General features: G+C 68.6%; 11 protein-coding genes. 5 read left to right on the top strand and 6 right to left on the bottom strand.

Going from position 1 to position 20,873, the window contains the following annotated elements:
- Positions 1–30: 30 nt before the first annotated feature.
- From FOJ82_RS11235 to FOJ82_RS11250, 4 genes are all read right to left on the bottom strand, one after another.
- Positions 31–948 carry a carbohydrate ABC transporter permease gene (locus FOJ82_RS11235; RefSeq protein WP_143938571.1) on the bottom strand — a complete coding sequence of 306 codons (918 nt, stop codon included), beginning with the start codon at positions 946–948 and terminating at the stop codon, positions 31–33.
- Complete coding sequence (locus tag FOJ82_RS11240; RefSeq protein WP_221933133.1) at positions 948–1,988, bottom strand: carbohydrate ABC transporter permease; 1,041 nt, start codon at positions 1,986–1,988, stop codon at positions 948–950. Before FOJ82_RS11240 ends, FOJ82_RS11235 begins: the two co-directional genes overlap by 1 nt.
- A complete protein-coding gene (ngcE, locus tag FOJ82_RS11245) occupies positions 1,985–3,427 on the bottom strand; it encodes an N-acetylglucosamine/diacetylchitobiose ABC transporter substrate-binding protein (protein WP_143938572.1) in 1,443 nt (480 codons plus the stop codon). Before ngcE ends, FOJ82_RS11240 begins: the two co-directional genes overlap by 4 nt.
- 289 nt (positions 3,428–3,716) lie before the next feature.
- Positions 3,717–4,991 carry an aspartate kinase gene (locus FOJ82_RS11250; RefSeq protein WP_143938573.1) on the bottom strand — a complete coding sequence of 425 codons (1,275 nt, stop codon included), beginning with the start codon at positions 4,989–4,991 and terminating at the stop codon, positions 3,717–3,719.
- An 83-nt stretch (positions 4,992–5,074) separates the two neighbouring features.
- Here FOJ82_RS11250 and FOJ82_RS11255 point away from each other — a divergent pair, with 83 nt between their 5' ends.
- Positions 5,075–6,067 (top strand): Gfo/Idh/MocA family protein, encoded by a 993-nt coding sequence (locus FOJ82_RS11255; protein ID WP_143938574.1) that lies wholly within the window; start codon positions 5,075–5,077, stop codon positions 6,065–6,067.
- Positions 6,068–6,069: 2 nt separating this feature from the next.
- Here FOJ82_RS11255 and FOJ82_RS11260 read toward each other — a convergent pair whose 3' ends face one another.
- Together FOJ82_RS11260 and ileS are read right to left on the bottom strand one after the other, a co-directional pair.
- On the bottom strand, positions 6,070–7,296 hold the full coding sequence (locus tag FOJ82_RS11260) for a dicarboxylate/amino acid:cation symporter (protein ID WP_143938575.1): 1,227 nt from the start codon (positions 7,294–7,296) through the stop codon (positions 6,070–6,072).
- A 229-nt stretch (positions 7,297–7,525) separates the two neighbouring features.
- The gene (ileS, locus tag FOJ82_RS11265) at positions 7,526–10,666 is read right to left on the bottom strand and encodes an isoleucine--tRNA ligase (protein WP_143938576.1); all 3,141 of its coding nucleotides are present in this window, start codon (positions 10,664–10,666) and stop codon (positions 7,526–7,528) included.
- A gap of 324 nt (positions 10,667–10,990) precedes the next feature.
- On the opposite strand from ileS, the gene FOJ82_RS11270 reads away from it, so the two are divergent.
- The 4 genes from FOJ82_RS11270 (at position 10,991) to FOJ82_RS11285 (ending at position 20,859) form a co-directional block, all read left to right on the top strand.
- Positions 10,991–11,737, top strand: coding sequence for a hypothetical protein (locus FOJ82_RS11270; protein WP_143938577.1), 747 nt, complete (start codon positions 10,991–10,993; stop codon positions 11,735–11,737).
- A 90-nt stretch (positions 11,738–11,827) separates the two neighbouring features.
- Complete coding sequence (locus tag FOJ82_RS11275) at positions 11,828–12,955, top strand: MalY/PatB family protein (RefSeq protein WP_143938578.1); 1,128 nt, start codon at positions 11,828–11,830, stop codon at positions 12,953–12,955.
- A 96-nt stretch (positions 12,956–13,051) separates the two neighbouring features.
- Entirely contained in the window at positions 13,052–14,647 is a 1,596-nt protein-coding gene (locus tag FOJ82_RS11280; RefSeq protein ID WP_143938579.1) for an FHA domain-containing protein, read from the top strand.
- An 8-nt stretch (positions 14,648–14,655) separates the two neighbouring features.
- Positions 14,656–20,859 (top strand): fibronectin type III domain-containing protein, encoded by a 6,204-nt coding sequence (locus FOJ82_RS11285; RefSeq protein ID WP_143938580.1) that lies wholly within the window; start codon positions 14,656–14,658, stop codon positions 20,857–20,859.
- Positions 20,860–20,873 lie beyond the last annotated feature (14 nt).

The raw sequence follows: 20,873 nt of genomic DNA on the forward strand, positions 1-20,873 counted from the left end.
GCGCGGCCCCGTTCTTCGTTGTGTCGCGAGCTACTTCATGGTGCCCTGGGACACCGAACCCTGCAGCTGGCGCTGGAACAGCACGTAGATGACGAGGACGGGCACGACCGTGATGATCACGGCCGCGAACAGTGCACCGAAGTCGGTCGAGTAACCCATCTGGGACGCGAACCGCGCGATGCCCTGTGCCAGGACGTACTTCGGCTCGGAGGAGTTCAGCGCCACCGGCAGGAGGTACTGGTTCCAGAGTCCGAGGAAGTTGAAGATCGCCACCGACGCGATGCCGGGCTTGGCCATCGGGAGCATGATCCGGAAGAAGGTCGTCCACTCGCCCGCGCCGTCCACCGCGGCCGCCTCGGCGATCTCGTCCGGCAGCGTCTTGAAGAACGCGTACAGGAAGAACACCGTGAACGGCAGTGCGAACGCCACGTAGGTCAGGATCAGTCCGGTGTGCGTGCCGAGCAGGCTCTGGCCGGGTGCCCAGGGCAGCGGCAGGGACTGCAGGACCTTGTACAGCGGCACGATCGCCAGGAAGATCGGGAACGTCAGCCCCGCGAGCATCAGGTAGTAGATCAGCTGGCTGCCGGGGAACGAGTGGCGGGCCAGCACGTAGGCGCACATGGCGCCCAGCAGCATGACCAGCACCATCGCGATGCCGACGACCACGATCGTGTTCAGGAAGTACGTGCCGAAGTTGCCCTTGGTCCACGCGTTGACGTAGTTCTCGAAGATCCTGCCGTCGAGCAGTTCCTGCGGGAACGACAGCGCGGAGGCGAAGATCTCCGACGACGTCTTGAACGACGTCATGAACGTCCAGATCAGGGGGCCGACGACGAGCAGGGCCCACACGACCAGGACCACGTGGGAGAAGGTCGCGAACGCCTTGTCCCCGGCGCTCCACTTGACCGTGCGCTCCGACTGGAGGGGTGCCTTGGTGTCTGTGCTCATCAGTACTTCACCGTGTCCTTCCCGCCGGTGAGGCGATTGACGAGGAACACCACGGCCGCGAAGGCCAGGGTGACACCAGCGAGGACGACGCCCATTGCGGACGCCCTGCCCCAGAGGTTGTTGCCGCCGAACGCGGTGTTGAACAGTTCCTGGCTCATGACGAGCGTGGTGAACTGCGGGCCGCCGCGCGGGTTCAGGGCGGACATGTAGATGAACGCGTCCATCGCCATGATGCCCATGTAGATGTAGGCGGTCTGGATGTTGTCACGGATCAGGGGGACGGTCACACGCACGGCGGTCACGAACCGGCCGGCGCCGTCGATGCGGACGGCCTCGTAGATCTCGGCCGGGACGGCCTTGATCGCTGCGATGAACAGCAGCATGTAGAAGCCGACGAAGCCCCAGATGATGACGAACATCGACACCGGCATCGCGGTTCGGGCGTCGCCGAGCCAGGCGAAGTTCTCGAACTGCTCCAGACCGATTGCCGTCAGGATGCCGTTGACGAAGCCGGCGCTGGGGTCCAGCAGCAGGCGCCACATGAAGCCGATGACGATGCCGGGGATCACGTACGGGAAGAAGGAGACCACCCGGTAGAAGCCGGCGCCCTTGATGCCGCGGACGTTTCCGTGGGAGGGACCGCCCATGGTGATGACGATGGCCAGCACGAGGGCGAGGATGATGGTGATCAGGGGCAGGAAGATGGCGAGCAGGATGTTGTTGCCCAGTGCCTGCATGAACTTGGGGTCGTTGAAGAGGTAGATGTAGTTGTCGAACCAGACGTAGTCGGCCTGCGAGATGGGCTCGAAGCCGCGCCAGTTCGTGAACGAGTAGTGAACTGCCTGGATGAACGGGTAGATCACGAGTCCGAGGTAGATGATCAGCGGCACGCCAAGGAAGACCGCCATGAAGCTGACCTTGTCGAACGTCCACCGACCTCCACGACGCCTCTTCGGCGGGTTCGCGGGGATGGGGCCCGCAGCCGGGGCGGCGGGGATGTCCCCGCCGCCCTCGACCTTGGTTGTCGACTCAGTTGTCACTGGACCGGGTCGTACTTCTCGATTGCGTCGTCGTTGGCCACGCGGTCGGTGACATCCTGCAGCGCCTGGGTCATCGCCGCGACGTCGAGCTGGCCGTCGAGGAACGAGTTCCAGGCCTGCACGTGGTCCGGACCCATGCCGTAGTAGGCGTTGAAGCGCCAGGTGAAGATGTCGTCACCGGCACCCCCCAGCATGGAGATCTGGGACGCCAGCGCCGTGGAGCCGAAGGCGTCCTCGGGGATGGTGTCCTTGACGATGGTCGGGGACAGGATGGTCTCGGCGAAGTTCGCGGCAGCCTCCTGGGAGAGCATCGCGCGCATGAACTCCTTGCCGCCGGCCACGTTCGCGCCCTGGGAGGGCACGATGTAGGGCTCGTCGGCCGCGGAGTGGATGGCCTCGAAGGGGAGGGCCGAGGAGGTCGAGACGGTCGGCACCGGGGTGCCGGTCATCTGGAAGTCCTCCGCGGTCTGCTCCTTCATCTCGTTCTCGATCCAGGCGCCCGAGGGGTAGAGCAGGGCCTCCTGCGCGTTGGACCAGGAAGCCTGGGCCGCGGTGAACTGGGTTCCCGAGCCGCCCGGCTTGAAGTAGCCGTTGTCCACGCACTCCTTGATCTTCGTGAGCACGTCCTGGATGGCGGGGTGGCTCCAGCAGTCGGGCTCGAGGTTGTCGAGCGCGGTGCGGACCTCGTGGCCGCCCTCCTTGATCGCGGAGGTGATGGCCATCTCGCCGTAGTAGTCGGCGGCCTCGAGTCCCCAGAGGAACAGGTACTTGCCGGCCTCCTTGGCCTTGGCGCCGAGCTCGAGCGCCTCGTCCCACGTCTTCGGCGGGGTCCAGCCGTTCTCCTCGAACAGGGAGGCGGAGTACCACAGACCGAACACGGTCAGGACGTAGTTGAGGGCAACCTGCTTGCCGGAGACGATGCCCGGCTCCAGAGCGCCTGCGTAGAGGGTGTCCCTGATGGGGGTGCCCTCGAGGTTCGGGGCGTCGACGACCTCGTTGAGGTCCTCGAGCTGGTCGACGATCGCTCCGAGCCCGATCTTGCCGGCACCGGCGTTGTCGATGACGTCCGGCGGGTTGCCGCCGGTGAAGCGGGGCTGCAGCTCCTGTGCCACCTGCGTGGTGGGGGAGACCGAGACGGTCACACCGTCGTGGGTCTTCTCGACGATGCCGCCCGCGAACTCCGCGTAGGCGATGCCGTAGCCGCCGTTGAAGATGATCGCCTCGACCTCAGAGGGGACCTCGAGGCCGAACGGGTTGTTCGAGTCCGTCGGGGCAGTCTCCTCCGACGTGGTCTCCTGCGAGGTGGTCTCCTCGGTGGTGGCCGCGTCGGTGGGGGTCTCCTCGGGATCGCCGCCGCCCGCGCAGGCTGCCAGGGGGACGAGCGCGCCAGCAGCCAGCGCACCCTTCAGGAAGCCACGACGTTGCAGGGAGTAGCTCATGGAAGTTCTCCTTTTCCTTGTTACTGCGCTGGTCTCACCAGCGAGTCCTGCCCAGACTTGATGGGGCTACCTCGCCCCGCTGAACTGTGCGCGAATATACGGCAGCGTTGCCCGGTTGTGACAGTCTGACGGCCCAAGTACACGCAATCGTTACCCATCGCTCACGCAAAGTGGTCATTCCGCAGGTGAAACCCGTTGTGGGGTGGGGGTGGGAAAACGATCAGGTCCCGTGAAACGCTCACGGGACCTGATCACATCGCGTTCGGCGAGCGGGCTCGCAGGACGTGGGTCAGCGGCCGGTGCCGGCGTGCACCACAGCCTCCTCCTCGGCATCCAGGCCGAACGCGGAGTGGGCGGCGCGCACGGCGTCGTCCACGTCGTCGGAACCGACCACGACGGAGATCCGGATCTCCGAGGTGGAGATCATCTGGAGGTTGACGTCCTGGCCGGCCAGGGCGCGGAAGAACGTCGCGGTGACGCCCGGGTGGGAGCGCATCCCCACCCCGACGATGGAGACCTTGCCGATCTGGTCGTCGTAGAGCAACTCGTCGAAGCCCACCTGGTCCTTGATGGACTCGAGCGCCTCGATGGCGCGGCCGCCCTCGGTCATCGGCAGCGTGAAGGAGATGTCGGTCTTCACGTCCGAGAGCCGGGAGATGTTCTGGACGATCATGTCGATGTTGATGTCGTGCTCGGCGATCGTGGTGAAGATCAGCGCGGCCTCGCCGACCCGGTCCGGGACGCCCGCGATCGTGATCTTCGCCTCGCCGCGGTCGTGCGCGACGCCGGTGATGATGGCTTCTTCCATGTTCGGTCCCTTCTGAACCTCTTCCAGGGCCTTGACCCAGGTTCCCGGCTTGTCTGTGAATGATGAGCGGACGTGGACCTTCACGTTCTCGCGGCGCGCGTACTCGACGCAGCGCAGGTGGAGGATCTTGGCGCCGGATGCCGCCATCTCCATCATCTCCTCGTAGCTGATCTCGGTGATCGGCTGCGCGGCGGGCACGATCCGCGGGTCGGCGGTGAAGACACCGTCGACGTCGCTGTAGATCTCGCAGTGGTCCGCGCCCAGCGCGGCTGCGAGCGCGACGGCGGTGGTGTCGGAGGCGCCGCGACCGAGCGTGGTCACGTCCTTCGTGGACTGCGCCACACCCTGGAAGCCGGCGACGATTGCGACGTTGCCCTCCTGGACGGCAGCCTCGACACGCCCAGGCGTGATGTCGATGATGCGGGCGTTGCCGTGGATCGGGGTGGTGAGGACGCCAGCCTGGGAGCCCGTGTAGGAGACGGCGTCGACGCCGAGGTCCGACAGCGCCATGGCCAGCAGGGCAGCGCTCTGGCGCTCACCAGTGGTCAGCAGCATGTCCAGCTCGCGTGACTTCGGGCGCGGCGAGACCTGGAGCGCCAGGTCCATCAGCTCGTCCGTGGTGTCCCCCATGGCCGAGATGACGATGATCACCTCGTGGCCCTCGCTACGGGTCCGCGCAACTCGGCGGGCCACCCGCTTGATCGAGTCGGCGTCTGCAACGGACGAGCCGCCGTACTTCTGAACGATGCGTGCCATGCACTTCCTTCCTGCCGGGACCAGACTAGTCACAGTTACCGAAGTTGCCGAGACGCGGTCCACGCGGCGGTAGCCTGTGGGCCATGGACACCATCCGTTGGGGATTCGTCGGGGCTGGCGGGATCGCCGATGTGATGGCCTCCGACTTCGGTTTCGTCCCCAACGCAGAGTTGGCCGCGATCGCGTCGCGGGACCTCGGCAGGGCGGAGGAGTTCGCCGCCAAGCACGGAATCGAGCGGGCCTACGGCTCCTACGCCGATCTCCTGGACGACGAGACCATCGACGTCGTCTACCTCGCCAACACGCATCCGCACCACCACGACGTCGCGCTCGCGGCAATCGAGCGGGGCAAGGCGCTGCTGGTGGAGAAGTCGTTCACCGCCACCCTCGCCGGCACCGAGGAGGTGGTCGCGGCGGCCCGGGCCAAGGGGGTGTTCTGCATGGAGGCCATGTGGACCCGGTTCCTGCCGGCGGTCGCTGCCGCGCGCGAGGTGGTGGCCTGGGGCCGCATCGGCGACGTCCTCGGAGTGCAGGGTGACCTGTCCGCGTACCGCGCCTACGACCCGTCCCACCGCCTGTTCGACCCGGCCACCGGCGGAGGGGCGATGCTGGACCTCGGGGTCTACGTGGTCAGCTTCGCGCAGTCCTTCCTCGGCGCCGGGCGCGCGGTGAACTGCGTCGGCCGGTTCGCGCCCAACGGCGTGGACATGGCCGCGGCCATCAACATCGAGCACGAGGGCGGTGGCCTGGCGTCGCTCGCCTGCGGGTTCGACGGTCACGGTCCCGGCCGGATGGTCGTCCACGGCACGAAGGGCTGGATCGAGGTGGAGCCCAGGTTCCACCACCCCACGACGCTCTCGGTGCATCGCACGGGCGTGCTGCCGCGTGTGATCGAGGCCAACATGACTGGCCGCGGCTACTGCCACGAGATCACCGAGGTCACGGATCGCGTCCTCGCGGGTGACACCGAGTCGCCGGTGATGCCGTTGAGCGACACCATCGAGGTGATGCGGATCCTCGAGGAGTGCCTGCGCCAACTGGGTATCGAGCAGTCCGAGGCCCGCGTCGCGATCTGACCTCAGGCGGGGTCGGGTTCGGGCTCGAGTTCCTCGGGCAGGTGGAGCCCCAGGTCGCGATGGCCGGGATGGCCGGCCAGCTTGTCGACGATGACCGCGATCGCGCCGTCGCCCGTCACGTTCGCGGCTGTCCCGATAGAGTCGATCGCGATGTAGGTGGCGATCATCAACCCCACCTGCTCCGGGCTGAAGCCGAGTTGGGTCTCGAGCAGCGCGGCCGCGGTGACGATGGCGCCGCCGGGGACGCCCGGCGCGGCGACCATGGCGATGCCGAGCAGCAGGATGAACCCGAAGATGGCCGCGGGCGGGATCTCCATCCCGAACATCACCATGATCGCCAGCGCGAAGCCGGTGATCTTGATCGTCGAACCGGCCAGGTGGATGGTGGCCCCCAGCGGGATGACGAACGATGCGACGTTCTCCGAGACCCCGGCCTTGATCGCCGAGCGCAGGGTGACGGGGATCGTGGCCGCCGACGAGGAGGTGCCGAGGGCCGTGGCGTAGGCCGGGAGCATGGCCCGAATGAGCCGGAACGGGTTCTTCTTGGTGATCGCGCCGGCTACGGCGTACTGGATGACGATGTAGGCGACGGTCAGTAGGAAGACGATGAGCACCACCCAGAAGAACGCCTGGATGACCTGCCAGATCTGGCCTGCGAAGGTCATGTTCATGAAGATGCCGAAGATGTAGAGGGGCAACAGGGGGACGATCACCTTGCTGATCACGATGTTGATGACCTCACGGAAGTCCGCGAACACCTGGTGCAGGGCCGGGGCGTCGAACCGCGTCAGGGCGATGCCGACGACGAACGCGAACACCAGTGCCGTCATGACCTGGAACATCGGAGGCATGTCGACCGTGAAGAACGGCGTCACGAGACCCGACTCGGGGTCGGCCAGTTCGGAGACGTCGTTGCCGGTCAGCAGCCGAGGCCAGGCGATCATGCTGGTGCCCCAGCTGAGCAGCCCTGCGATGACCGACGACGTGTAGGCGATGCCCGCCGTGACGGCCAACCACTTGCCCGCACCCTTGCCGAGCTCGTCGATCGCCGGCGTGATCAGCCCCACGATCAGCAGCGGGATGATGAACCCGAGGAAGTTGCCGAACAGGCCGTTGAACGTGATGAACAGCCTGACGACGACCTCGGGGAGGAACGAGCCGAGTGCAATGCCCAGGGCGATCGCGATCACCACCCAGACCAGCAGGTTGAACTTCGGCAGTCTGGCCATGGCGGGCCTCCTCGGGCTTGTGCGTGGACTGGGTCATTCAAGCACTCCGCAGACGAACGACACAGCGTTGACGCCCGAGAGGTGGTCAGGGAGCCGACAGTCAGCATCGCGGCGAGGGATGCGGAGAACGCGGTGGTGACCACAGTGATCGAGGTGCCGAGCCAGGGCACTGCAGATCCCCGACGCGGCGTGTCGCTCACCGTGGTCACACCCCCTCAGGGGCGTGGACTCAGGCCTTCTGGATCCGCACCGCCAGGCCGAGATCGTCGTCGGTGTGGGTGGCGTCGGGAAGGGTGTCGGCCAGGTCCAGCGTGAGCGCCAGCACCTCGTCGCGGATGAGTTGCGAGCCCTCCGCGATGGCGACGGCGAGCTCCGGCGAAGCGGCCAAGGTGAGGTTGATCCGGTCCGAGACGTCCAGGCCGGCGTTCTTGCGGGCCTCCTGGACGGTGCGGATCACCTCGCGCACGAGGCCGGCGCGGACCAGCTCGGGCGTCAGCTCGAGATCGAGGGCAACGGTCTCGCCCTGCTCGTTCACCACGGACCAGCCCTCCCGCGGCCGCTCGGTCAGGATCACGTCGTCGGAGGACAGGGAGATGGCCTCGCCCTCGAACTCCACCGACGTCTCGCCGGTTTCCCGCAGCTCGGAGGCCAGCCGCGCTGCGTCGGTCGCTGCGATCGCGGCCGCCACCAGCGGCGTCTGCTTTCCGAACCGGCGCCCGAGGTTGCGGAAGTTGCCCTTCGCGGAGAAGTCGACGAGGTCTCCCGCAGACGCGAAGGTCTCCACGTGCTGGATGTTCAGCTCGGCGCGGATCTCGTCCACCAGTTCCGGGGTCAGCCTGCGCAGCGCGTCGGTCGGGACCAGCATCCGGCTGAGCGGCTGGCGGATCTTCACCTTCGACTCGGCCCGGGCGGAGCGGCCCAGCTCGACGAGCCGTCGGGTGACGGCCATCGCGGTAGAGAGCTCGGCGTCCACCAGGGACTCTTCGGCGGTGGGCCACGTCGCGAGGTGGACCGACTGCGGACCCTCCGGGTCGGTCACCGCGAACAGGTCCTTCCAGACCCGCTCGGTCACGAACGGCATGATCGGCGCCATCAGCCGGGTCAGCACGTCGAGGGTCTCGTGCAGCGTCCACAGTGCCGACGGCTCGGCGTTCCAGAACCGACGCCGGGAACGGCGCACGTACCAGTTGGACAGGTGGTCGACGAAGCCGGCGACGAGGTTGCCGGCGTGCTGGGTGTCGAACGCCTCCAGTGCCGCCGTCACTCCCGAGACGAGCGTCTGGGTCTCCGAGGCCAGCCACCGGTCGAGCACGTGCCGATCGGCCACGGCGGGTGCCTGGCCGCTGGGGGTCCATTCTCCGGCGTTGGCGTACAGGGTGTGGAAGGCGACGGTGTTCCAGTAGGTGAGCAGGACCTTGCGGACCGTCTCCTGGATGGTGTTGTGGCCCACCCGGCGCGCGGACCACGGCGACCCGGCGCAGGCCATGAACCAGCGCACCGCGTCGGCGCCGTGCTCGTCCATCAGAGGGATGGGGGCCAGGATGTTGCCCAGGTGCTTGCTCATCTTGCGGCCGTCCTCGGCCAGGATGTGGCCCAGGCACACGACGTCCTTGTAGGAGGACTTGTCGAACACGAGCGTGCCCACCGCCATCAGCGAGTAGAACCAGCCACGGGTCTGGTCGATGGCCTCGCAGATGAAGTCCGCCGGGTAGCTCTGCTCGAACTTCTCCACCGAGCCCGGGACGTGCGGGTAGCCCCACTGGGCGAACGGCATCGCGCCGGAGTCGAACCAGGCGTCGATCACCTCTGGCACGCGCCGGTAGGTGGCGCCGTCGCGCTCGATCACGACGTCGTCGATGAAGGGGCGGTGGGGGTCAAGTTCGGACAGGTCGCGCCCGCTGAGCTCGCCCAACTCGGCCATGGACCCGACGCTGATGAGGTCCTGCGGGTCCTCGACGTTTCGCCAGATCGGCAGCGGCGTGCCCCAGTAGCGGGATCGGGACAGCGCCCAGTCGACGTTGTTGTCCAGCCAGTCGCCGAAGCGGCCGTGCTTGATGTTCTCCGGGTGCCAGTTGGTCGCCTCGTTCTCGCGGAGCAGTTGGTCCTTGATGCGCGTGGTGCGGATGTACCAGGAGGGCTGGGCGTAGTAGAGCAGTGGGGTGTGGCAGCGCCAGCAGTGCGGGTAGCTGTGGAGGTAGTCCAGCTTGCGGAACATCAGGCCGCGGGCGAACAGGTCGGCCACCAGCGCCTCGTCGGCGGTCTTGAAGAACTGTCCCCCGACGAGCGGGACGTCCGCGGCGAAGGTGCCGTCGGGGCCGATGGGGTTCACGAACGGCAGCCCGTAGGCGCGGCAGACCGCCATGTCGTCCTCACCGAAGGCGGGAGCCTGGTGGACCAGGCCGGAGCCGTCCTCCGTGGTCACGTACTCGGCCAGCACCACGATGTGGGCCTCCTCGCCGGCGGGGAACTCCACCAGCTCGAACGGCCGCTGGTAGGACCAGCGTTCCATCTCGCGCCCGGAGAAGGACTGGCCTCGGGTCCATTCCTCGCCCAGCACCTTGTCGAACAGGGGTTCGGCCACCAGCAGCGGCTTCTCGCCCTCCTTGGAGCCGACGACGTAGGCCACGTCCGGGTGGGCGGCCACGGCGGTGTTGGAAACCAGCGTCCAGGGCGTCGTCGTCCACACCAGCATGTCCACCTCGCCGGAGAGGGGACCGCTGGTGAGCGGGAATCGGACGTAGACCGACGGGTCGTGGACGTCCTCGTAGCCCTGGGCCAGCTCGTGGTCGGAGAGGGTGGTGCCGCAGCGCGGGCAGTAGGGCGCAACGCGGTAGTCCTCCTCGAGCAGGCCCTTGTCGAAGATCTGCTTGAGAGCCCACCACTCGGAGTTGATGTACTCGGGCGTCATGGTGACGTAGGCCTCGTCCATGTTCACCCAGTAGCCCATGCGGGTGGTGAGCTCGGCGAAGGCGTCGACGTGGCGCAGCACCGACGAGCGGCACTTGGCGTTGAAGGCCTCGATGCCGTAGGCCTCGATGTCGGGCTTGCCGGAGAAGCCGAGCTCCTTCTCGACGGCGAGCTCCACGGGCAGGCCGTGGCAGTCCCAGCCCGCCTTGCGCTCCACGTGGAAGCCCTGCATCGTCTTGAAGCGGGGGAAGACGTCCTTGAACACCCGGGCCTCGATGTGGTGGGTGCCGGGCATGCCGTTGGCCGTGGGCGGACCCTCGTAGAAGGTCCAGCGCGGACCGCCGGAGGAGGCCGCCAGGGAGGCGTCGAAGGTGCCCTCCTGCTCCCATGCGCGCAGGATGTCGCGCTCCATGGCAGGGAAGTCGACGGAGGCCGGGACGGAGTTGTAGCCGCGGGTGGTCATGTGGTCCTCTTCATCTTGATCGATCGTGATCGGTGAAGGGACGAGCCGGGGCCCGCGGTACCACCCTCCTTGGACGCCGCCACAGGGGTGGCGTCCCGCTTGCTTCTCGTCGCTGCCGGTTCTAGTGGGCCAGGGGCTGTTCTTCCGGCGGCTACGGGGTGATGGCCCCATCGGACGCCTTGCGACGCCTCCAAGTATGCGCGAGAGGTCAAGTCGCGACAACCCGGCGGCGGACGCGGTGGCACGGGCAAGCCCTAGTCTGGAGGTGCTGCGGCTGATCGGTCCAGGCGCGGAAACGCAGCAGAACAAATGGAGGTGTCGTTGATGGACTTCGGCTTGGTCATGCCCGTCCTGTTCTTCCTGATCTTCGTCGCGGCGCTGGTCTTCGGCCTCGTCCACCACGCCCGGCGCAAGAAGTTGTGGAGCAACTGGAGCCGCGCGCGGAACTGGACTTTCGCCGAGAAGGTGCCCCAAGTGGTGGGCGCCTTCCGCGGCGGTCCGTTCAACCGGGGGTCGAGCCGCAAGGCCTTCTTCGGCTACCACGGCCGCTTCGACGGGCTCCCAGTCCAAGGGTTCGAGTACCAGTACTCGACGGGGTCGGGCAAGAACCGCCAGACGCACCACTACCACGTCGACGTACTGCAGCTGGGTGGCCGTTTCCCCGCCCTGAACCTCTCCCGGGAGAACTGGGCCACCCGCACGTTCACCAGCGACCTGACGTTCGAGAACGCGGAGTTCAACCGCGAGTGGAACGTCCGCTCCGACTCGCCACGGTTCGCCCACGACGTGATCCACCCCCGCATGATGACGTGGCTGATGGGCAACGAGGTCCCGCACTTCGCGGACTGCTGGTTCGAGAACGGCTGCCTGCTGGTCTCCACCTCCGGCACCCGGCGGCCGGAGCACGTCGACGCCTACCTTCGCTTCCTGACTCGGTTCGCCTCGCAGCTGCCGCGGTTCCTCCTGGAGGAGGTGGGTCTGCCTCAGCGACTCCCGATCACCTGGGACGGCCCGGGCGTGAGCGCCGAGGAGCAGGCCGCCGCGATGGCACGGTTGGCCGCCGAAAGCTGACCCGACGCCGGAAGCGGTGTTCGCGAGCGGCTTGACGGACCGGGCCGGTACGAATGGGGCTGGGGCACCCTCCTCGGGCAGGATGGGGCCATGGCGATCTTCTCCGTTGAACTGGAACGGCTGCGCAACCGCAGGAGCATCAAGTGGGCCCGTTGGGAGCCGGACGTGCTGCCGATGTTCGTGGCGGAGATGGACGTCGAGACCGTGCCCGCGGTGGCCGAGCGGCTCCAGCAGCTGATCGCCGAAGGCGACTTCGGCTACCCCGAACTGCCGGTCTACCAGGAGGCGTTCGCCAGCTTCGCGGACTGGATGTGGGACTGGAAGCTGGACCCCGCCCGGGACATCCGCCTCGCCGGTGACGTCATGTCCGGGATGCGCGAGCTCACGCTGGCCACCACCGAGCCCGGCGACGCCGTCGTGGTCAACCCGCCCATCTACCCGCCCTTCCGGGCGGTGGTGCGCGGCAGCGGACGCCGCCTCGTCGAGGTGCCGATGACGGCCGCGGGGCGGCTGGACCTGGACGCGCTGGCCGAGGCCTTCGCCGCCGAGCGCCCGAGCGCCTACCTGCTGTGCTCGCCGCACAACCCGAACGGCACGGTCCACACCCGTGCCGAGCTCGAGACGGTGGCGGCGCTGGCGGCGCAGTACAACGTCACCGTGATCTCCGACGAGATCCACGCGCCCCTCGCGGGCGCCGCACACGTCCCCTTCACCTCGGTGCCGGGGGCTGAGCGCTCCGTCGTGGTCACCTCGGCCGCGAAGTCGTGGAACCTCGCCGGGCTCAAGGCAGCGGTCCTGGTGGCGGGGAGCGAGGCCCACGACGTTCTCGACGGATTGCCCGGGCACGTGGCCGAGTCGGCCAGCCACGTCGCCATCGAGGCGCACAGCGCCGCCCTCGACGGTGGGCGCGACTGGCTGCGACAGGCGAGCGACGAGATCGCGCAGAACAAGCTGCACCTCCGCTCCGAGCTCGAGCGGCTGCTCCCGCAGGTGCCGTACGAGCCCTCCGAGGGCACCTACCTCGCCTGGCTCGACTGCAGCGACCTGGGCCTCGAGCACGCGGGCAGGCACTTCCACACCGTTGGTAGGGTGAGGTTCAACTTCGGGACGGACTTCGACAGTGCTGCCGGGCAGTTCGTGCGAATGAACGTGGCCACATCCCCGGAGCTGATCACCGAGGGCGTGCGACGGATGGCAGCGAGCCTCGGGCACTCCTGACCGTTGCGGGGGAGGAGTTCGTGTGGTGACTGACCACCTCATCTCGTAACCTTTTCTACAGATCAAATGCAACAGTTGCACCGGGAGGACCCACCAATGACTCTGCCAATGGCCGCTTGGCGCGTGACTTACACGCCCGGCAACTGGCTGGTGCTGTCCGGTCCCACGATGCTCGTCGTGATGCTGCCCGCTCCCGCGCGGATGTCCGGTCTCGTGAACAGCCTGTGGGCGGACATCGCGAACGCGCGCTCGGTCGACGGGCTGCTGGAGTTGCTCAACTCCTACGGCCTCGACAGCATGCCGGACTTCGGCGCGTTCTTCTGGGACGCGAACGGCCTCCACGGCGTCGCGAGGGGACGCATCAAGGTGACCGACACCGACACCGGTGCCATCGCCGTCGACGGTGAGCAGACCGTCACCTGGCGCGAGGAGAACCTCGGCGCGGACCGGCACCTGCGCATCGACATGGAACCGGTGGACCAGGACGCCGTCCTGCAGCTGCCCCTTGTCGTCGGCGCCGTCACCGCATCTGCGATCTACCTGACCACCCACGCTGATGAGCAGATCCGCTTCCCGAGCAACGAGCAGCTCGGCGTGGTCCCCAGGATCCCTGTGCTCGGGGTCCGCCCACGGCCCCGCCGCTCCGCCCCCGAGGTCGAGGCCGACGAGCCGGCCGCCCCCGCCCAGCCGGCAGCCGCCGCGGTCGGAGTCCCGGTCACCGCCCAAGAAGCCGAGCCCGAGCCGACCTCCGAGCCCGAGCCCGAGCCCGAGCCGTCGCCCGAGCCCGAGGCCGGGACGGTCGCCGAGCCGGAGACCGAGAACACCCTTGAACAGGAGCCGGCGGCTGCCGATGAAACGGCGCCAGCGCCAGAGGCGTCGCCGCTGCCTGAGGTGCCCCAGTCGCCGACGGCCCAGCCGTCGGCCGACGCCGATGCCATCGGCACGGGCGAACTGGCCTTCGACACGCAGGTGATGGAGGCCCCCGCCGAGCCCGAGGCGCCGCTGTCCGCAGGTGCCGCCCCGGTGGCCCCCGCGCCGACGGGGATCCCGTCCGCCCAGCCGCCCGTCGCCCCCACGCCGGCGGCGCCGACGCCGGCCGCGCCGACGGGCGGTCCAGTGGTGGTCCCCGGCGGCTTCGCGCAGCAGAGCGCGTCCGATGACGACGGCGGCACCATCTTCTCCACCGGGCTCGCGGCGACGCACAAGCCCGCGGCCCCCGCCGACTCCGACCCCGACCCGCAGGTCCTGGCGGTACCGTGCGCCAACGGCCACGCGAATGCGCCCGGTGCCAGGCACTGCAGGTTGTGCAAGGCCCCCGTCGACTCCTCCAACGCGCGCCTCATCCGCCGGCCCGCCCTCGCAGGCGTGCACAGCAACAAGGGTGAGTTCGCAGACATCGTCGCGGGCGTCCTCGTCGGGCGGTCCCCGGATGCGAGCAAGGCCCCGGCCGGCTCGTACCTGATGCGCGTCCCGAGCCCCAGCAGCGACATCTCCCGCAACCACGTGCTGGTCTCCACCCGGGACTGGAGCATCGTGGTCACCGACCTGCACTCGACCAACGGCACCACCGTCATGCCGGTGGGTGAGCAGCCGTTCGTGCTCGCCAACGGAGACACCGTCCAGGTCGAACTCGGTACCATCCTCGACCTCGGCGACGGTGTCTCGCTGCGGATCGAACCCCCGCGAGGCTGACCGGGGACATGGCCGAGCAGCAGGAGCAGTCCGAGAAGCACCTCTCCCGGAGCGCCCGACTCGTCGGGCGTTTCGTGCGACGTTCCTGGCAGGCCATCACGGTGGGCCTGCTGGTTGTGGCGCTCGGCGTGCTCGCGTTCCTCAGCCCCGGCCTCGTGCAGGCCGACGTCCACCTCGACGAGGGCACGGTTTATGCCGCGAAGCGGGACACCGGCCTGATCGGCAGCGTCAACGCGCAGATCGACGAGCTCGCCGCGGCCACCGCCGTCGGTGACTCCGAGTTCGCCATCCTGCAGGACGAGGACCTCGTGCTGGTCCACGGCCTGCGGTCCTCGACCCTCGTGCAGTACAACCCCGCGCGCAACCGGATGGAGTCCCCGGTCCAGCTGCCCAGCGACGCCGACGTCCAGCTCGCCGGCGGCACCCTGCTGGTGGTCAACAGCGACAACGGGCGGGTCTGGTACGGCGGCCCCGAGACGGTCCTGGCCTACGACTTCCAGAAGCAGAAGGCCGACCTCGAGGTGGGGGAGTTCGGCGCCGCCACGCTCACCGCCTCCGGCGCGGTGATCGGCCTCGACGTGGACCGCTCGGTCCTGGTGCGGCGCTCCGGGGCCGAGAGCACCGTCGAGACCGCCCTCCCGTTCACCCTCAGCGGCGACATCGGCTCGGTCGCGCTCAGCGCCGTCGGCGACCAGGCCGTCGTGCTGGACCGCCAGTCCGGGCGGATCTGGGTGGAGGGCACCGACGACGTGTTCGAGGTCTCCGGCGCCTCCACCGCGGAACTGGTCCCGGCCGCGCCCGACGCCCTGGGCGGGCAGGACAACGCCGACGCGATCTACGCCACGCAGGCCGGACTGATCGCGCTCACCCCCGACGGCCCCCGCTCCCTCAGCGGCCAGCTCGACGGCGCCCCGGTGCAACCGGTTCAGGTGCATGACTGCGTCTACGCCGTGTTCGGGGAGCAGTTCGTCAAGCAGTGCCGCGGCGCCGAGCCGCTGGTCCGCGACATCCCCGGGCTCGGTGGCGACCCGCTGCTTTCGTTCATCGTGAACCGCAGCACCGTCGCCCTCAACGACGCCGCCAACGGCACCATCTGGATGGTGGACAAGGACATGCTCCGGATCACCGACTGGGAGCGAGTCGTGCCGCCGCAGGACGACGAGGTCGACGACATCCAGCAGACCGAGACGATCATCCCGCCGGACCGCTCCCAGCCCAACCAGGACCCCATCGCGCAGGACGACACCCTCGCGGCCCGTGCCGGCCGCTCCACCATCCTCACAGTCCTGGACAACGACACCGACCCCGACGGCGACGTCCTCACGGTGAGCGCGCCGGCCGAACTCACCGGCGCCACCCTGCAGACCGTGCGCGGCGGCTCCGGCCTGCAGATCACGGTGGACCTCGAGACCACCGGCACGCTCACGTTCAGCTACACCGTCGACGACGGCCGCGGCGGCAAGGACTCCGCGAACGTGACCGTGCGGGTGCTCCCCGCGGACCCGAACCTGGAGAACAACGCCCCGTTCAAGCACTCGCTGGCGCAGCCCATCACCATCCAGTTGGGCCAGACCGTCACCAAGCGTGTCCTGCTGGACTGGCGGGACCCGGAGGGCGACTCGCTGATCCTGGTGGACGCGTGGTTGCCGCCGGAGGCCGAGGACGAGGTCAGCTTCACCCCCGACGGCCAGGTCACGTTCCTGGACATCGGCAAGACCACCGGCACCAAGACCGTCAACGTCCGCGTCTCGGACGGCTACGCCGAGTCCGAGGGGGAGATGGTGGTCGTGGTCACCGACGACACCGTCGCGCCGATCGCCTACGGCGACTTCGAGACCGCCACCGCTGGCAAGACCGTCACCATCGACCCCCTGGCCAACGACGTCGGCGCCAACCTGGCGCTCACCGAGATCGAGGTGGCCGAGGACTGCGGCTGCGTCACCAAGCCCAACTACCGCGAGGGCTGGTTCACCTTCAACGCCGAGACCCCCGGCACGTACTACGTCACCTACAAGGTATCCAACGGCCCGATCGCGCTCGGACTGGTGCGCATCGACGTCCGCGCCGAGACCACCGACCACGCCCCGGTCGCCGCCCTCGACGTGGCGCTGCTCCCGCCCGGCGGCAGCGTCGTGGTGGACCCCGTCCTCAACGACACCGACGAGGACGGCGACGTCCTGGTGGTCCAGTCGGTCAGCCAGCAGCCGGGGCTGCAGGTGGTGCTCGAGCGGCGCCACCTGGTGACCATCACCGCCCAGCACACGCCGGAGGCGCCGGTCACCCTGAACTACCGCCTCAGCGACGGCAAGCACTCCGTGCTGGGCACCATCATCGTGATCCCGACGCCCACCACGGGCAGCGTCCAGCCGCTCGCCGAGCGCGACGAGGTCCGGGTCCGCGCCGGCAGCACCCAGGCCGTGAACGTCCTCGCCAACGACTCCTCGCCGATCGGCCTGGCCCTGACGCTGGACGAGCTGGTGGAGAACCCGCTGGAGGATCGGGCCTGGATCGACGGCCAGTTCATCAACGTCTCGGTGCCCGCGGGCGCGCAGGCGGCCAACACCAACCTCACCTACCAGATCAGGGACGCCGACGGCGCCATCGCCTCCACACAGCTGCGCGTCACCATCGTGAGCGAGGACGCCCAGAACGAGCCACCCGTGCCCCGCCAGGTGGTGGAGCGGGTCCTGGCCGGGACGACGTCGCGCCTGGCGATCCCGCTCGAGGGCATCGACCCCAACGGTGACGCCGTGCGTCTGGTGGGGCTCGGTTCCGGTCCCCAGCTCGGGCGGGTGCTGGCCACCGGGGACGGTTGGATGAGCTACGAGGCGTTCCCCAGCTCCGAGGGCACCGACGTGTTCGAGTACCAGGTGATCGACGCCTTCGGCGCCATCGGCACCGGCGAGATCCGGGTGGGCGTCGCGCCCGCCGGTCCCGACAACAGCGCCCCCACGGGCGTGCCGGACGAGATCCGGACCCGCCCGGGCAGGCACGTCCAGATCCCGGCGCTTCGCAATGACGTCGATGTCGACGGTGACGGGATCGGCTACACCGCCTCCGACCCGGTGGAGATCGACGGCATCCCGGACGTCGAGGTGGTGGAGGACCGCGAGATCACGTTCCTGGCACCGGAGGAACCCGGCACCTACGTCGGCAAGTACTACATCGAGGACAGCCGAGGCGCCAGCGGCTCCGGCGACCTCACAGTGGTGGTGGACCCGGAGGCTCCGCTGCTGGCACCTGAGACCCGCGACGACCTGGTGTCCGTGTCCGCGGTCATCGGCAAGGACTGGGTCGAGGTGGACGCCCTCGCCAACGACTTCGACCCCGACGGACCGCGGGAGGAGCTGACCATCTCCGTTCCCACCGACGGCGTCCCGGAGGAGGAGGCCGCACGCCCCAGCGACGACGGCCGGATGGTGACCGCGCCCGTCACGGACCGGATGCAGCAGATCCGCTACGTGGTCACCGACGCCGAGGGCAACTCGGACATCGGGCTCATCCTGCTGCCGGGCCGCAACGACTCCGTGCCCGTCCTGCGCGATCCCGACTACGTGCTCGAGGCCGTCGCCGGGCAGCCCAGCCCCATCGACATCAACGGCCTGGTCGCCGGCACCGCGGGCCGCACGGTGCGGCTCACGGGCGTGGACAGCGTCTCGGCCACCCACGGCAGGGCCCTGCCCGGCGCCCAGCGCATCGAGTACACCCCGGACCTGGCCTACGAGGGTCCCGCCTCGGTGGTCTTCGAGGTGGCCGACGTCGTGGCCGAGGGTGACAAGAGCGCCAAGCGCGCCTACGTCTCCGTCCCCGTCAAGGTGCTGCCGGCGCCCAATCGCCCCGACGGCGGTGCCGACGAGATCGAGACGGCGAAGTCCTCCCCGGAACTGATCGGCAGCCAACCCCACCTGCTCGTCGGCCCCGGCGAGGGGGACGCCCGCATCGACCTGATGCCACTGTTCCGCGACCCGGACGGGGACAGCTTCTACTTCGACAACTTCGCCCACAGCGAGGGTGACCAGAGCATCGAGTGGAACGTGTCCGGCGACGGCAGCAAGCTGTACGCCAGCACCGCTGTGGACACGCCGCCGGGGACCCGGCGCACGATCAGCGCCGAGGTGATCGACGCCAGCAACGCCCGCACGCCCTTCACCATCCAGCTGGAGGTGACCTCCTCCACCAGGCCGCTGGCCACCGCCGTCACCGACGTGGTCGACGAGGCGATCGCCGGCTCGGAGTTCCCTGTCGCGGTCCTGCTCAACGACAAGTCCAACCTGCTGACCGATCAGAGCCTCACCCTGGTGCCCGGCAGCGCCCGGGTGATCAACGGTGCGGGTACGGCCAGCACGGACGGCGACTCCGTGGTGATCCGTCCGGCGGACGGCTTCGTCGGCACCCTGACTGCGAGCTACACCATCGAGGACGCCACCAAGGACCCCAACCGGCGCGTCGACGGCACCATCCGGGTGACCGTCAAGGACGTCCCCAGCAGGCCCGGCGCCCCCCGCGACGGCGTGGCCGGCAATGGCCAGGTGACGTTCACCTACACGCCCGGCTCCTCCAACGGCTTCGAGATCATGAGCCGCAACGTCGTGGCGATCAACGCCTCCGGCGCCACTGTCGCCAGCACGCAGTGCCCGAGCACCACCTGCACCGTGACCGGCCTGCCCAACGGGCAGCCCTACCAGTTCCAGGTGGTGGAGGTGAACCAGGCCGGAGCGTCCGACCCCTCGCCGCTGTCGGCCCCGTACACGCCGGACGTCAGGCCCAACGCCCCGGCCGCCCCCATCGTCGCTTTCGGCGACCAGCAGCTGATCGTCAACTGGAGCCCGCCGACGTGGGAGAACCCGTCCAACCCGGGCAGCCCCGTCGACCGCTACACCCTGGCCCTCCTGGACGAGGCGGGCAACCAGGTGGACCAGCGCACCGGCCTCGCGCCCTCGCCCACCACGTTCACCTGGACCGGGCTCACCAACGGCACGCGGTACCGGTTCAAGATCCTGGCGGGCAACAAGGCCGGCGAGTCCCCGTACTCGGAGGCCTCCGCCGTCAACTGGCCGGCGGCCCCGCCGAGTGCCCCGCCGTCGATCGTCGCGACCGCCACGGAGAACCCCCTCGGCGGTGCGTTCGAGGTGGCGTGGGCAGCCGCGGGTATCGAGCCGAACGGAGACCCGGTCACCGAGTTCCTGGTGACGCCCATCGGCCAGTCCGGGCCGCGGACCGACTTCGCGAAGGTGGTCCCCGTCAACGGTGCCGCAACGCAGACGGTCCTGGTGGAGGGCCTGGGGCAGGTGCCCTACAAGTTCCAGGTGACGGCCCGGAACAAGGCCGGCCACGGCGCCGCCGCCACGACCCCGAACTGGCAGACGGCATGGGAGTTGCCGAGGATCGAGTCTTACAACGTCAATGCCGTTGCCGGAGGCATCCAGATGTACGTCCGTACCAACTTCTCCGGGCGCGAAGAGGCCAACCCGCAGATGCAGTACCGCCTGAACGGTGGATCATGGCAGTCATACCCAACCGACGGGCACGTCGGTGGTCTGGTCAACGGACGAACCTACGACGTCGAACTCAGACTCATCATCGTCGGGGACCGGGCATCCGCCGTGGTCGGCAAAAACGATGTCATGCCGCGGTCCGCTGCGCCCGTGTTCCCAGGGGTGGATGCGTCCTCGCTGCGAAACCTCGGGTGGGAGAGAGGCTACTACATCGCGATGGACCGTCCCGAGAGCCTGGAGGAGAGCGGTGGTTGGGACTTGGACGGCTACCGCTACAAGTGTGCAGTTGCCGACGAGTGGAAGGCCTGCGACCCCGACGGCTGGACCAACACGTACGCATTCGTCGTCGACAACGGTGCGGTTGGGGGAGGGACAACGGTAGTGTTCGGCGTCCGTTACGGCGGCGACCAGAACCTCGAGTCGGCCGACTCCCTGACCGTGCCCAGACTCATGCACGGGACGTGGAACAACACCACCAAGGTCCTCACATTTGATCTGGCAAGAGTCCAGGGGGCGCTGTCCTGCGCTGCCTACAACGGTCGGGACGTGGTGGCGGAGTGGACCACCAGCTCGTTCTCAAAGACCTTCCCCACAGAGCCCACGGACGCTGAGGGCAACCCCGTCCCCGGGTACATCACCGCGGTCAATCTCGACGTGGTCTGCAACAACGTGAACTTCAGCGGGGGCTCCGACCGTGAGACCCTGTGGTCCAACTGAACCAGTCATGCACA

It is taken from the genome of Tessaracoccus rhinocerotis, assembly GCF_007197885.1.
Classification (GTDB): domain Bacteria; phylum Actinomycetota; class Actinomycetes; order Propionibacteriales; family Propionibacteriaceae; genus Arachnia; species Arachnia rhinocerotis.

Excerpts from the sequence above, each read along its gene's own strand:
- FOJ82_RS11255 (WP_143938574.1), top strand. The coding sequence starts at position 5,075 with ATGGACACCATCCGTTGGGGATTCGTCGGGGCTGGCGGGATCGCCGAT.
- FOJ82_RS11280 (WP_143938579.1), top strand. The coding sequence starts at position 13,052 with ATGACTCTGCCAATGGCCGCTTGGCGCGTGACTTACACGCCCGGCAAC.
- FOJ82_RS11270 (WP_143938577.1), top strand. The coding sequence starts at position 10,991 with ATGGACTTCGGCTTGGTCATGCCCGTCCTGTTCTTCCTGATCTTCGTC.
- FOJ82_RS11275 (WP_143938578.1), top strand. The coding sequence starts at position 11,828 with ATGGCGATCTTCTCCGTTGAACTGGAACGGCTGCGCAACCGCAGGAGC.
- FOJ82_RS11250 (WP_143938573.1), bottom strand. The coding sequence starts at position 4,991 with ATGGCACGCATCGTTCAGAAGTACGGCGGCTCGTCCGTTGCAGACGCC.
- ileS (WP_143938576.1), bottom strand. The coding sequence starts at position 10,666 with ATGACCACCCGCGGCTACAACTCCGTCCCGGCCTCCGTCGACTTCCCT.
- FOJ82_RS11285 (WP_143938580.1), top strand. The coding sequence starts at position 14,656 with ATGGCCGAGCAGCAGGAGCAGTCCGAGAAGCACCTCTCCCGGAGCGCC.
- FOJ82_RS11260 (WP_143938575.1), bottom strand. The coding sequence starts at position 7,296 with ATGGCCAGACTGCCGAAGTTCAACCTGCTGGTCTGGGTGGTGATCGCG.
- ngcE (WP_143938572.1), bottom strand. The coding sequence starts at position 3,427 with ATGAGCTACTCCCTGCAACGTCGTGGCTTCCTGAAGGGTGCGCTGGCT.
- FOJ82_RS11235 (WP_143938571.1), bottom strand. The coding sequence starts at position 948 with ATGAGCACAGACACCAAGGCACCCCTCCAGTCGGAGCGCACGGTCAAG.